General features: G+C 41.8%; 13 protein-coding genes and 3 pseudogenes. 4 read left to right on the top strand and 12 right to left on the bottom strand.

Going from position 1 to position 13,884, the window contains the following annotated elements; translation table 11 throughout:
- Positions 1 to 268: 268 nt before the first annotated feature.
- Positions 269 to 448 (top strand): annotated as a pseudogene (locus XZ46_RS04080) (DUF2887 domain-containing protein); the annotation flags it as partial.
- Between the two features lie 243 nt (positions 449 to 691).
- Complete coding sequence (locus tag XZ46_RS04075) at positions 692 to 1,495, top strand: Rpn family recombination-promoting nuclease/putative transposase (RefSeq protein WP_048895369.1); 804 nt, start codon at positions 692 to 694, stop codon at positions 1,493 to 1,495.
- Positions 1,496 to 1,718: 223 nt separating this feature from the next.
- On the opposite strand, the gene XZ46_RS04070 is transcribed toward XZ46_RS04075, so the two are convergent.
- The 3 genes from XZ46_RS04070 to XZ46_RS04060 form a co-directional block, all read right to left on the bottom strand.
- Entirely contained in the window at positions 1,719 to 3,392 is a 1,674-nt protein-coding gene (locus tag XZ46_RS04070; RefSeq protein ID WP_008057240.1) for a serine/threonine-protein kinase, read from the bottom strand.
- Positions 3,393 to 3,468: 76 nt separating this feature from the next.
- Complete coding sequence (locus XZ46_RS04065; RefSeq protein WP_006621453.1) at positions 3,469 to 3,717, bottom strand: Ycf34 family protein; 249 nt, start codon at positions 3,715 to 3,717, stop codon at positions 3,469 to 3,471.
- Positions 3,718 to 3,993: 276 nt separating this feature from the next.
- Positions 3,994 to 5,655: an AAA-like domain-containing protein gene (locus XZ46_RS04060; RefSeq protein WP_006669104.1), complete on the bottom strand. Its 1,662-nt coding sequence runs from the start codon at positions 5,653 to 5,655 to the stop codon at positions 3,994 to 3,996.
- A gap of 206 nt (positions 5,656 to 5,861) precedes the next feature.
- Between XZ46_RS04060 and XZ46_RS04055 the strand changes: the two genes are divergently transcribed.
- Positions 5,862 to 7,121, top strand: a complete 1,260-nt coding sequence (locus tag XZ46_RS04055) for a tRNA nucleotidyltransferase/poly(A) polymerase-related protein (RefSeq protein ID WP_006669105.1) — start codon at positions 5,862 to 5,864, stop codon at positions 7,119 to 7,121.
- A gap of 241 nt (positions 7,122 to 7,362) precedes the next feature.
- Positions 7,363 to 8,776 (top strand): annotated as a pseudogene (locus XZ46_RS37755) (site-specific integrase).
- Positions 8,777 to 9,216: 440 nt separating this feature from the next.
- On the opposite strand, the gene XZ46_RS28180 reads toward XZ46_RS37755, so the two are convergent.
- The 9 genes and pseudogenes from XZ46_RS28180 to XZ46_RS04010 form a co-directional block, all read right to left on the bottom strand.
- A complete protein-coding gene (locus tag XZ46_RS28180) occupies positions 9,217 to 9,423 on the bottom strand; it encodes a propionate--CoA ligase (protein ID WP_071829405.1) in 207 nt (68 codons plus the stop codon).
- A 351-nt stretch (positions 9,424 to 9,774) separates the two neighbouring features.
- Positions 9,775 to 10,119 carry a hypothetical protein gene (locus XZ46_RS04045; protein WP_048894925.1) on the bottom strand — a complete coding sequence of 115 codons (345 nt, stop codon included), beginning with the start codon at positions 10,117 to 10,119 and terminating at the stop codon, positions 9,775 to 9,777.
- Positions 10,112 to 10,389: pseudogene (locus XZ46_RS04040) on the bottom strand (hypothetical protein). Before XZ46_RS04040 ends, XZ46_RS04045 begins: the two are co-directional and overlap by 8 nt.
- A gap of 72 nt (positions 10,390 to 10,461) precedes the next feature.
- Positions 10,462 to 10,671, bottom strand: a complete 210-nt coding sequence (locus XZ46_RS04035; RefSeq protein WP_008054702.1) for a hypothetical protein — start codon at positions 10,669 to 10,671, stop codon at positions 10,462 to 10,464.
- A 34-nt stretch (positions 10,672 to 10,705) separates the two neighbouring features.
- Positions 10,706 to 11,905: a hypothetical protein gene (locus XZ46_RS04030; protein ID WP_048894924.1), complete on the bottom strand. Its 1,200-nt coding sequence runs from the start codon at positions 11,903 to 11,905 to the stop codon at positions 10,706 to 10,708.
- A 75-nt stretch (positions 11,906 to 11,980) separates the two neighbouring features.
- Positions 11,981 to 12,715: a hypothetical protein gene (locus tag XZ46_RS04025; protein WP_048894923.1), complete on the bottom strand. Its 735-nt coding sequence runs from the start codon at positions 12,713 to 12,715 to the stop codon at positions 11,981 to 11,983.
- A gap of 2 nt (positions 12,716 to 12,717) precedes the next feature.
- Positions 12,718 to 13,095 carry a hypothetical protein gene (locus tag XZ46_RS04020; RefSeq protein ID WP_048894922.1) on the bottom strand — a complete coding sequence of 126 codons (378 nt, stop codon included), beginning with the start codon at positions 13,093 to 13,095 and terminating at the stop codon, positions 12,718 to 12,720.
- A complete protein-coding gene (locus XZ46_RS04015; protein ID WP_048894921.1) occupies positions 13,092 to 13,505 on the bottom strand; it encodes a DUF1064 domain-containing protein in 414 nt (137 codons plus the stop codon). Before XZ46_RS04015 ends, XZ46_RS04020 begins: the two co-directional genes overlap by 4 nt.
- Positions 13,495 to 13,839, bottom strand: a complete 345-nt coding sequence (locus XZ46_RS04010) for a hypothetical protein (RefSeq protein ID WP_048894920.1) — start codon at positions 13,837 to 13,839, stop codon at positions 13,495 to 13,497. Before XZ46_RS04010 ends, XZ46_RS04015 begins: the two co-directional genes overlap by 11 nt.
- Positions 13,840 to 13,884 lie beyond the last annotated feature (45 nt).

Here is a 13,884-nt window from a genome sequence, read left to right as displayed (position 1 = left end):
TATCGGCTGCTGATGCTGAGGGTAAAGGGGCAAGGTGTTAGCAGTCGGACCCTGACACCTTATACATACAATCACAGAGGAAACATGATGATTGTCTTATGGGTAGCTGTCCTGAAGGTCGCCACGGGTGATAGAGCGATCGCACTGAAATAGGCATTTATGAGAGGTGCTGCCAGGTTAAGGAGTAGGCTATAATCAAAGCCCAACTGCCAAGGATACCAGGGAAAATCAAGGCAGTGGAACGCCAATTATCGAGGGATTATCCCCTGTGAAAACAGATAGTATATTCTACCGAATTTTCCAACAGTACCCCCGCAGCTTCTTTGAACTGCTGAACCGTCCACCGGAAGAAAGCGATCGCTATCAATTCACCTCTGTGGAAGTGAAGCAACTAGCCTTCCGCCTCGACGGAGTATTTCTGCCAACGACCCCAGAAGGCGATCGGCCATTGCCCATTCCCTTTCCAGAAATTAATCAACGGGGCAGCATTAATTATTAATTATTAATTATTAATTATTAATTATTTTGTCCTCTAGCAATTAGGGGCGCGCGTCCAAGTGATGGGCGAGGCGATCGCCTTGCCCATTGCCTACCTATCAGTTAACCAGTGGGTTACAATCAAAGTTCAACTGCCAAGGAGACTAGGGCAAATCAAGGCAGTGGAACGCCAATTATCGAGGGATTATCCCCTGTGAAAACAGATAGTATATTCTACCGAATTTTCCAACAGTACCCCCGCAGTTTTTTTGAGCTGCTGAACCGTCCACCGGAAGAAAGCGATCGCTATCAATTCACCTCTGTGGAAGTGAAGCAACTAGCCTTCCGCCTCGACGGAGTATTTCTGCCAACGACCCCAGAAGGCGATCGGCCCTTCTACCTAGCCGAGGTGCAATTCCAACCGGACGAGGACTTATATTATCGCATTTTCGCGGAACTGTTCCTGTACTTGCGACAATACCAACCGCCCCACCCGTGGCAAGTGGTGGTTATCTATCCCAACCGGAGCATTGAACGGGAACAGCCCCACCAATTCCGGGAACTCCTGAACTCAGGCAGGGTAACTCGTGTTTATATCGACGAGTTAGAAGCCCAAAACCGTTTGGGAGTTGGTATAATCAAACTGGTACTCGAATCAGAATCCGATGCGATCGCATCAGCCATAAACCTGATCGAACAAGCCGAACAAACCCGTACCCCAGAATCAATTCAACGGGATATCATTGACATCATCGAAACCATTGTTGTTTACAAACTGCCCCAAATAAGTCGCGAGGAGATTGCCCAAATGTTAGGACTCACCGATTTAAAACAAACCCGATTCTATCAAGAAGCATTTGCTGACGGTCTCCAACAAGGGCTGCAAGAAGGTCTGCAACGGGAAAGGATAAATATTGTTCTGCGTTTGGCTAATTTAGGAAATAGTGCGGAAGCGATCGCCCAAATTTTGGGTTTACCATTAGAGGAAATTCAGCAAATTTTGTCCTCTAGCAATTAGGGACGCGCGTCCAAGTGATGGGCGAGGCGATCGCCCATTGCCCATTGCCTTTCCAGAAATTAATCAACGGGGCAGGATTAATTATTAATTATTAATTATTAATTATTTTGTCCTCTACCAATTAGGGGCGCGCGTCCAAGTGATGGGCGAGGCGATCGTCTTGCCCATTGCCTTTCCAGAAGTTAATCAACGCCTTTGGGCAGCATTAACTATCAATTATAAATTAGTAATTATTCCGATTTGAAAACAGTGGTATAGATAGAAACATCCCAGCAATAATGATACCAAAAAGGTCGTTACGAACCCATCTGAATGGCAGGAACTCTAGCACCAAGAATAACCCGACAACCATGGCAAAAACTTGCTTTTCGTCAACCTCATGATATGGTTTTATCCAGTTTTTAAACATGATAAATATTGGAGCAATTAGCAGTGATAAAAATGGGGTAAACACTATAAAGTTGTTGCTAAAAATATAGGCAACCATAGCCATAGTTAATGTGTCCATCCAGAACTGTTTGCTTTGGATTCTTTTTCGCCAATTTTCACTGCTAATTAACTTATGGCAATACTGCTTAAACCGCAGGCGCTGATTTTTGCGTCTGGCTTTTGGGTCTAATTTAAGCACTATTTGCCATTCAGGAACCCCACGATTTTGGACTCTGCCTAATAACTTAACCCGGACAATATTCTTGAGGTTTAATTGAGTTAATTCAGTGGCGATCGCCTTAGCTATTTGGGGATAATCCACCTGTTGTTTGTCGGCACGATTAATGACAATAGTTAACTTGGACTTACTAATCCGATTAACTTGCACCTTGACTTGATAGGATTGTAGAGCCTTTTGCAGAACGTCCGTGATTTGTGGTTCTTCCTGGGGGAGTGTACTAGGCTTTATTGGCTGTTTAATAGTGGTTGGATTAGTGGCGATCGCCACAAAACCAGTTTCCGGTTCTGGCCTTAAACCCGGCATAGCCTCAATATATTTAGGAGTAGGTTGCAATTTCAGCAGTAACGCCGCCGCCGAATGAAAACGCTTGCTAGTCGCCCCGGCTAACATTCTATCTAAAATATCACCTAATTCGTCACTAACAGGACTTTTTAAATAACTACGCCAGCCCCAATTTCCCTCATGACTATCAAACAAATCAAAAGGGGTAACACCCGTCAACAAATGAATACAAGTCACCCCCAAACTATAAATATCACTAGCAAATACAGCCTTTCCCATCAACTGTTCAGGAGCCGTATAAGCAGCGGAACCAATCAGAGTCCCCGTCTTTGGTAATAGCCCCCCTGTCACCAATTTAGCCGCCCCAAAATCCACCAAAACCAAGCTATTTTCCGAGCCTTTACTGCTACAGCGGCGACGGATAATATTTTCCGGTTTAATATCTCGATGAATCACCTTATGGCTGTGAATAAACTGTAACACAGGCAATAATTCATCCAGAACCTGATAAATTTTATTTTCCGTAAACGGACCCTTGAGCATCAATTCTTGAGCCAGGTTATGACCCTCTATAAACTCCTGAACCAAATATTGATAGGGTTCCGACTCAAAATAAGCCACCCGGTTAGGGATTTGGGAATGTTCCCCTAAAATCTCCAGTTGCTGGGCTTCCTGACGAAATAAATCCGCCGATCGCTTGGCATTATTTCCCTGGGGAAAAAACTGTTTAATCGCGACCTGTGGATGGTTGGGTGTCAGTTGATCAACCGCTAAAAATGTGCGACCGAATCCCCCTTGTCCCAGGAGTTCCAGCGCAGCATAACAGCTATTGGCTGACCCCCCAATTGGGGCCGATAGTTTGACAGCAGCGCCACAGTGTTGGCACGACTCCCCCTCACCTGGGTTTTGGGGATTTGGACAGTGGGGATTAAAACAGTAACTCATAATCTGAGGATGTTAAAAAAAATTAAAGATGGGGGTGACTATTGACCCCCAATGGTTAATGGCTGTCCGCTGGTGATTAGGTGGGGATGGGCTCTCCCGGTCGCAATTTTGACCATTTTCCGGTTTCTTGTTTAAAACTTTCACAGCCAACTACATCCCATTCCATCTCGATGCTATCTTCTGTGGTGCGGATATTAACGTTGATGCTGGGTTCAACGGGGTCAAAGGTGGGATTGTCGCTAACATGGCGTTCCTGATGCTGTGTTTCTACGGCGTGGTAGGTGATACAGCGATCGACATAGTAACAGTTAACACAAATACACATATTCAAAACCCTCTGTATATTTTCAAAAGGATTGACTACTTGATTTCCCTTTCTGCTAATTTAGCTTATATTAATCGATTCTTGCTGATGGTGCTATTAGTCTCGCCTACTGTTATCCTGGTCTAGGCACTATCTCAGGCACTTTGGCGTCCACAGATGACTGTTACGGCTGTTTCTGACTCAGACTGGGGGATGATACTGGCTTAACCCCCCTCAGTACAATTTTACCCGATCTCGAACCTGATGCCAATTTCTGGGAATTTCATGGGGATGGGGTTAGTATTTAAAGTTAAATTCTGAACTCATAGTATAGCGATCGCGTCCAGCTTTTTTGGATTCATACAGTGCTTGATCTGCTGCCATAAACAGGGTCTCTGGATGATAATCACTGCTAGGAATTATGCTGGCAATTCCTATACTTATCGTTACTACCGGATGCTGAGAATCTACAGATTTAGGCACTCCAGAAGCTATAGCTAATTCTTTGACCGCGAGGCAAATTTTTGCCGCCACAAACATGGCTCCCTTCCCATCAGTTTGGGGTAGAAGCACCACAAACTCTTCTCCACCATATCTAGCTAATAAATCATTGGGACGTTGTAAATTCTGTTGAATAGCTTGGGCTATTTTTTGTAAACATACGTCTCCGGCTAGATGACCAAAAGTATCGTTATATAGTTTAAAGTAATCTATATCGCAGACAATTAATGCCAGGGGATTATGTTTGATAGCCATACATTCCCATTCCATTTTAAAAGCCTTCTGGAATTGTGAGCGATTAGCCACCTTAGTGAGTTCATCAACATAAACTAAATTTGATAAATATTGGTTATCACGTTCCAATTGTTCTATATAAATAGAACTAGGCACTTGGGGGGATATCGGTTTATAGCTAAAGTAAACACGATACAAATCACCAGCCAAAATATAATTATTTCCTAGGCTTTTAATTATCCCTATACTCTCTAAGTAATAGGCTGATATTGGCTCAATTTTTAAGGCTGTTTTGGCGGTGATTAACTGCTGAATCATTTCCACTAATTCTGGCTTTTTTTGAATTAATATCCAGATTTTTTTCAGATAATTTTTATAAATACCTGCATCGGTAGAAGCTCGATGAAAAAAATCATCAAATTTTGTTTGATGCTCATATAAATAATGAAAAGCTAGATGAATTAAATAGGGATGTCCACCGACCAAGCAGGTTAATTTGTGTAACTGATTTTCGGTTAAAGTGAGTTGGTATTTGTCGGCTAGTTCTCCCACTTGCTGATGCGTAAACTCAGGTAAATCAATCAATACACCTACATTAAAGGGAGATTGATTAATCCCTAAAGAAACATAAACTTCTGTGGAATGAACCAAAACCAGGCGCAATTTCTGCCAAATTGTTGACTGTGCAGATTTCTCATGCCAAAATCGCAATAATGGCAGAAAGTTCATGAAGATTTGGGGATACTCAAACAGCAAATTAACCTCATTAAAAACCAATAAAAAAGGTCGGTTAATTTGGGCAATTAAGTATTCTTCAAAATACATCGTGCAGCTCACTTTGTCGCCGATGTCTTCATCCCAATAATCATTAATATTATAGGCTATTCCTAACTGTCTGGTGACATTACTACATAACCAACGAAAAAATTTGGTCGAACTTTCAAAAATCCCTAAATCCGCTTGCTGAAAGTCAATTAAGACGGTACTATATCCTAAACTGTTGGCGTGGTTAATCAACCTTAGCATTAACGAACTTTTGCCCATTTTTCGGGGTGCTTTAATTCGCATAACACTACCAGGTTGGGTTATTTGCTGATAGGCTATAATTTCGATGGGGGGACGCTCCACATAAAAAGCAGAATCCAGAGACAGCGGACTATCAGGACATGGGAGACAACCAAGAGGATTACTGAATTCTAATTCTGGCGGTATAGCTTGATCCATTTTCCCTCAAAATATTTTTGGTCTCATGGTATTGTATAGTATTAACCCAAATCCTGAGCTTTGTCAAAAATAGTCCCTTTCGGCAACATCAAGAAAGTTACCTGGGAAAGTTATCGTTATCTGAACACTTGAACTGGGTGGACTTTGGTAATTTGATTGACTATTTGCGATCGCGGATTCTTCTATAGATAGGTATTGCTTGCTATATGTCTGCTGCTATTACATCCCCATTATCTCCCGAAAACTGGCCGTTTGGTTTAGAAAATCTACCCGAATCAGCTTATTTAGTCGGGGGTGCGGTGCGGGATGCCTTATTGAGTCGCGCCGTGGGTGATTTGGATTTAGATTTTGTGGTGTTGTCGGAAGCAGTAAACACAGCCAAAACCATCGCCTCCCATTATCAAGCCGGATTTGTGTTGTTAGATGCGGAGCGACAAATTGCTAGGGTAGTATTCCCAGGGGTAACAGTAGATTTTGCTCAAGCTGAGGGAGGAAGTTTAGAGGTAGATCTAGGGCGGCGGGATTTTACAATTAATACGATCGCCTATCATCCCATAACCAAAACTTTTTTCGACCCCTATCAGGGACAACAAGACTTAAAACAGGGTCTGATGCGCATGATCAGTCGGGAAAACTTAGCTGATGATCCCCTGCGGTTGCTGCGGGGATATCGACAGGCGGCGCAGTTAGGCTTTGTGATTGAACCGGAAACTAAACAGACGATCGCCGATTTAGCCAGTTTATTACCACGGGTAGCAGCAGAACGTATCCGCACTGAGTTAGGATATTTACTCAATACCCCCTTGGGAGTGCCGAAATTAATTGAAGCCTGGAAAATCGGTCTGATCTCCCCCTGGTTTAGCAGTTTGGGAGATAGATGCGATCGCCTCAAAAATCTTGATCACGTCGCCGCCGCCGTCTCACAAACCTATCCACCATTAGCCAAACCCTTGAGGGAGTCGGTGCGGGAAACCATTAAAATGTCCCAACTCGCGATCGCCAAATTAGCCACCATGACCAGCGAGGATCGGGACCAAGCCGAAGCCGAGTTAATTACCCTCAAATATAGCCGAGTTGAGATCCGGGGAGTTCTGGCTTTACTAGGAACCTTTCAGCAACTACAACCCACCCCCATAGCCGATCTATCCATACGCCAACAATATTTTCTATTTGCTAATGTGGGGGAATTTTTCCCCGCCTTAGTAGTCCTGTCCATAGCCGCCGGAGCATCACTACAGGAGTTTACTACCCTAATTAACCATTATCTGAATCCCGATGATGCGATCGCTCACCCCCAACCCGTCATTAGCGGGAAACTCTTAATGGCAAAATTGGGACTCTCTCCCAGTCCCTTATTAGGGGATCTACTCCAAGAGATACAAATTGCTAAGGCTGAGGGTCAAATATCCACCCGTGAAGATGCCATAGCGATCGCATCCCAGAAAATGCTTGAATTAAACCTATAATAAGCGCGATCGCATTGATGATTTTATCCCCAGCCATCGCCCATTGCCCATTGCCTTCCCAGAAATCAATCAACGGCGCAGCATTAATTGTTAATTATTAATTGTTAATTATTAATTGTTAATTGTTAATTATTTATAACGGGACTGACGGGGCTCGAACCCGGTTTAAAGGCTACAACCCCTATTCTACCGTCACTCTAATACACTCAATACCGATCGCACATTTAGGAGTGAGTGCAAAATGAGTGCAAGTACAAACAGTACACACAGTGGTGTATATCAAGGCTTTGAGGATATGCTTGAATTTTTCAACCTATCCCGTAAACAATGTCCCAAGGGTGTCAGGATTAAACGTAACCGGGGGACGATTCAGTTAGATATCACCAATGACCCAGAAACCGGGGGACGTAAACAACGGGGATGCAATTGTCAATTTACTTCTGAGGGTATCCGTAGGGCTGTTGACAAAGCCTGGTTAGTTCATAAATCCCTTGAAGGACAATTCCAGTCAGTATCTGAATGGCTGGACTGGTACAAGGCTGCTATCCTAGATGAATCCAAAACTCCCCTAGAGAATGACTTAATCACTTATCGTCAAGTGTTTAAAGAAATGGAGGATGATTATTTTAATGGCGTACACAAAAACACTAAACGGAAACGTTCCCGCGATATCGCTAGTGACAACAGGTCATTTACTCGCTGTTTTCTGGATGTATTTGACAAAGTGAAAGACTGGGATAGTTACGTCACTTGGGAGGGTAGGGTATAAAAGAAAAGAAGCGCTATATAGCCCACTACAAGACGGTAGTAGTCCGGTAGGTCACAAAGACTTCAAGAATCGTTACTATCGATTAAGACAAGTAGCAGAACGTGCTGGCTGCAAGAAGGCATTGGAGAAATTAGAAAAAATTAACCCTACTCAAACAGTGTTTACTAAGTCCCAAAGTATAGATTTAGATACCTTGCTAGGTTTGCTAAACAAAGAACGCAACACTGATTATCGTTCTGTTCCAGAAAATCAAGCACGTGATGGCTGGTGTTGGGTATCGGCAATGTGTGCTTTGTATGGGTTAAGACCATCAGAGATAGCAGCAGGACAAAACCTGACTAAACCGATTAAAATTGACGGCATTACCTTCCCTGCTATCTCTGATCCCCAAAACACTGAATTAGTGCTAGTTATTGGTGAGTTTACTTACTTTGGCAGTAGCACTAAAACAGGTCAACGGTTAGCAGTCCCGATGTCAAAAGATAAGACTCTGATTAACCGCCTAGGGATTCATAACGTCTGTTTACCTATCACAACATCCAAGAACCCTAATAGTTTTAACAACAATCACAGGTTATGGCTTAATCGTCACGATTGGGGAATTACTCAGGCTTATGCTTTCCGACACCTAGCCAACCAACTGGGAGAGATGAACGGGATACCACAGGAAATCAGGGCGCGTTCGTTTGGTCACAGCGTGGCAGTTAATGATGGTAAGTACAAAAAACGCCGGAACCTTGCCACAGAGCTAGGTATCCTAACACGACACCAAAGGCAACCATTGCCACTAGATATGGGGAAACAAGCCTTAACTAATATCGGTATCAATCCAGACCTACCAGAAGTCAAGGCAATCCTTAGGACGATATATCAGCTAGATGATTAACCCCCAATAAACCCACAATACAATACCCCCTAGGCTAAATACTTAGGGGGTTTCATTTTGCACTCACTCCTAAATGTGCGATCGGTATTGAGTGTATTAGAGTGACGGTAGAATAGGGGTTGTAGCCTTTAAACCGGGTTCGAGCCCCGTCAGTCCCGTTTATGTCAAACCCCTACCCTAACTGCGGTTACCGGGATTTACTCAACCCGATAGTCGTACCGTCACACTCAAAATGCACTCCATTTAGTCTTAGCACACGGGACGATTAGTGCATATCCCTTAGCAACAAAACTTAATTATTGACGGGTTAATCAATAAGCACAACTTAATCAATCTGTCAAATAGCTACATCACCCCCCAACCAGACACCGATAGGTTAACTCCCTTGTGATACCCGTCAATGGCAAGCCTATCGGTTCGTACCTCACCATTGACTGCTATCACGTCGGTCGTTTCCCCAAAGAGTGTTTGTTCCGGTTGGGGGGAGGATATGTTTCAAAATCAACCACGATAGCCGTAGGTAGCCGTAGGGGGGAACCCGCTAGGGAATCAACGTACAAAGATATCAGACCGCCTTTCCGTGGACTAGACCTATAGGGGAAACTATGTGCGATCGCAAAATCTAAATCATCTCCTATCGGATCCAACCCGATACCCACCAACTTCTAATCAACCGGGAAATATCTGGGATGAGAGCGACTACCCACATAATCCTTAGCAAGTCTCCAATCTTTGGTGGTAATCACCCCGTGCGGAAACCGATACCAACATAATCAGTTCACCTCCAAAATCTTAGCCGTAGGTTGTAGGTAAAGCTATCTGTTGGGGGTAACTCAGTTCTGGGTAATATCTGGACATGATAGGGTAGGCATTCATATTTTAGAAGTTACATAATGTATTTACATAATGTAAATGAGAAAATACATAGACACCCCCTACAGTCAGAAACCATAGGGGGCCATTTTAGGATATTGGATTATGGGTTAGGCGCTAGGCTGTTAGCTGTTAGGGCTTACCTTGCTATCGGGATTGCACCGATAAAGCATAGCCATAGCGGCTTGCTGGATTTTTTCTGTTGTCACTTGGTCGGATTTTCCGATATAGATGTGATGGTTAACCGTACCGTCCCAACCTTTCAGATTCCAGTATGCAAAGCCATTGATTGACGTTTTTTTGCAAGCTGTAAACCTTTTGCCGTTTAACTCAACCGAAAATGACTTGTTTTTTCTCAGGTAATCAAACCACTCAGGCGTATCTAGTTCTACACAAGTTCCACCATAACCCAGCAGAAAATTGCTGAAATTTCCAGTATGTAGGCTGATTACTGGCAATAACTTAGGCATTGAAGTCACCCCCCATAAAGATATCGCTACTGTAACCATTGCCGGTAAAGTCGGGCATAAATGGCGCCGGTTGAATAATTGCTTCGTGGGATGATACCCATTGTTGCTGTACCGTCACAAAGTCAATAGCAGCGTTATGCGCAACCTCAGCTAACTTAATTCTGGTATCTTGGTTGCTGTAGGGAATGTCTCGTGACATTAACTGGATAGGATATAAATATCGCGCGCTAATTCTGCAATAACCGCCATTTTTGCATATTCCTCATTCATGATTAAAACTCCTGTTAATCGTTGATTGGTTGCCGTTTTTTACCTTAGTTTACCGTCATTGCGGACGGGTATTTACTGAACTTTATTTATCAGATGTTGTGTGTAATTTAGCTGTTTAATCAGTAATTGTCTTTTGAGTTCTGTAGCAGCTAATTCTGTTTCACAATCGTCTAAAATTGATTTTAATGCTGCCAAGCCTTCCTCCTTGTTGCTGTTGTAAACTAAACTATCTACCATAGTTTTAAACTTTACAAACATCTGATTTGTGATATCTTGCATCATTTTTATGCTCCTAGGTTAATAAACTAACTGGAAATCAAGTGATTTGTTTCCATACATTTTTACCGTTAACATTAATCATGCTATATCCCCTATTTTTCATTAGATTTGTCAATTCATTTACAGTAACCAGTGAATCTAGGTAACCATCATTTTTAGCGGTTTCTATGGCTATTTTTAGCGTCTTGGGGTCAATATCTGTTACTGGTTCGATTAATTCGGGACAGCCTGCTTTTATCGCTTGCTCATTTTGTTTAGTTTTATTCTCAATACTTTGAGTAATAAAGCTATCTAAGAATTGTTCTGTACCGCTAGATACTGTAAATATTTTATCTTCCGCTAACTCCCAGTAATGGTTAAATGCTTTGATTGAATTATCCATTGATGATTTATATATCATTGAATGTGTAGCAATTACATCAATAGATAATCTGTAATTAATTATGTCTTGTTTCTTTTTTTGCATTGTCCGTTTAGTTTTGGCATAATTAGTGCAATTATTTATATCTCTCCAAAACATTTCTAAGCGAGATGATATTTTACCAAGGTTTATATCTTCAATATCAGAAAGTTCCGTTAACTCAAAACCGTTTCCCTTGTATTCCTCACTTGTCATTGATTGCCGTTTTTTAAACCATATAGGAAACATACGGCGTTTTAATTCGTTTAATTCCCAAAATGTCCAGATTGGATGTATTGAATTTATAACCTTTAATGCAAATGCGTTAAACATCATGTTTTGACCAGGCGTTTGACTACTAATTGTTATTCGGCTATTTTTCCTATTTAAGACTTTAAATAGAGATAACATATTTTCGTTTTCAATCAATAGGTTGGGTGTGATATCTTCCCAGACTAATAAGAAATTACGTTCAAACTCACTCCGTAACGGGTCATAATATCTCTCCTGTTGGATTTTGTTTCTTAGTGACGCAAATGTACTGTTAGCCAGCACTGTATCGGTGTTATATAGTGAAGCGGCAATAGTAGCTATCTGGCTTTTACCCGTTCCACTAGACCCCCAAAGAAACAGACACCCAGCGGTTGACATTAGCGTGACAGGTGAGCAAATAAAGCTAGTAATAATTGGGAATTGAACATCCGGATAGGGTAGGATAGCACAAGCTCTACATATTGACTCTATTTGTTCACCCAATGCACCATCAACGATTATTTCCTCTAATTCATCTGCCAATGAGTCGCGTATTAGCCTATAATCTAAATAGTCCTCAGACATGGTAGTGACCTCTTAATATATTGGCTTGCTGTATGGTAGTCATCCCCCCCAATATTGGGGGGATTTTTGTTGTGATTAACTGAGTTTCATCAGCTCAAGTAACGCCATCAAAACGTTGGGGTCTAATTTTTTAACCTTGCTGTAGAGGCTGTCAAAGTCGGGCTCACAATCAAGAATTTTTGCTGTCCCTTCAACTCGTTCTTCCCAGGTTTTGTACTTAGCTTTACCACCAAAGCTACCATTTTTTTTGTTAGATTTTAATTCAACAAAATCAATAGCTTCCTGTACAGTGTAACCCGCAACAGTAGGTTCAAAGGTATCTAATCCCATAGCGTATTCTAGAATAAATGACGCTAAATCATGTTTAATTTTAGTTGATTCAAAATCATTTGAATTCTCACTATTTACCTCAAGGAGTCGCTCGGCTACCCGTGTGGCTGATTGTCCTAGATTTACAGTTCCCGTGAACATCATTTTACCGTTTGTCAGCATAGCGTCACTTTCGACTAAATGCAGTAACGCCAATTCTACTGGAGTAGGCTTGTATTCCCGTTTTTTCCCTTGATATTCACTAGAGTACTCAGCAATACAGAAGCGTACTGCGATTAATTGCTCTTCAAATTTCCACGACCTATCATTGAAGTTCTGGAAATCACCACTTAATCCATAGCCAATAAGCCACAGGTGAGGCGATTGTACAACAAACATAGCGCTAGTGACTTCCAAATATGTTCCAGATTCTCCCGGCTTAACCGCGCTACAGAATGCGAATTTATCGTCATCTTTTTTACCGTAATATCCAATACTCATGATTACTCTTCCTCAGTTAATTGTTGATTGTTGATTGTGTTAGGTGATTCGATTCTGGCTGCAATTTGGCGACAAGCAGCCCAAAACAGTGGATTGCCAGATAAATAGACTCGAAGTCTTGACTCCTTAACAAGTTTAACTAAGTGAGTTTGCTTGATAAGTCTAATAATTGCAGAGCCTTGATAATCACCACGTGGTCTGTAACTACCCATTACCTGATAGGTAATATTCTTTACTTCAGGTGTTTTGTGTTCATCAATATGTGTCAGAATTTGATAAGCCACAATGATTGTAGTTTTATCAAATTCATGCGGATTGTAGTGAGTTTGCACAAGTTCACCATTGAGGCTAAATATGCCTTTATAGTGTAGATTTCTCACGGTTGATGTTCTCCTGTTAACTTAAATTCTTGTGCTTTTAGGTGTCGTTGAAACTCATCGATATTCATTAAATAAATACCTTGCCAGCGATAAGACCTGTTCCGAGTGACAAACCAAATATCTTCAATCATTCCGGGATTGAGATAATTAATCAACTGCATCTTGAACTTAAACTCGGTTGTTAGCGCTCCCTTTACTTCGATGTATTGGTTGAAAACTGGACTATAAAAGTCAGGTTTCCAAGTAATTGGTCGCCAAGGTTTCTTACCATTAACTAAAGTTAATTGCGGGTGAACTAACAGCCTATCGTCATATTTTTTAAGCAAGTGATACACTTTGGCTTCTAATGTTGAACCAAAGTAATACCCGTCGTAGTATTGACCTTTAGCGTGATACTTATTAATCATCATTCACATCCCCGAAGTAAGTTTCGTTGTCGGGCTCTCTATCACCGCCAGATTCGGCTTGGTAAATATTCCACTCCGCTCGATAATATTCGAGTGCCTCGTTGAGAATTTCCTCAATTTTATCTGGGTGTAATGGAATTAATTTTTTAATCATTTCTCCCAGATAATAAGCCAGAAATTTATGGTCAAATTTAACGGCTGTTAATTGCCATTGAAGTTGTCCTCTTCCTGCATAGTTAGGAACCTTTATAGCAAACGACATTCCCACATACATCAACGGGTCAAGTTTAATATTCCTGAGATTTAACCGCACTTCTTTCCAGTGCTTTGATATCATGGTGATAGTCCTCGATGTTTGGTGTATTGGCTACCTTTTTACGGG

This window comes from Limnospira indica PCC 8005, assembly GCF_000973065.1.
Lineage (GTDB): Bacteria > Cyanobacteriota > Cyanobacteriia > Cyanobacteriales > Microcoleaceae > Limnospira > Limnospira fusiformis.
The sequence above is the reverse complement of the archived record's forward strand: the minus strand, read 5'-3'. Positions and strand labels throughout refer to the sequence as shown.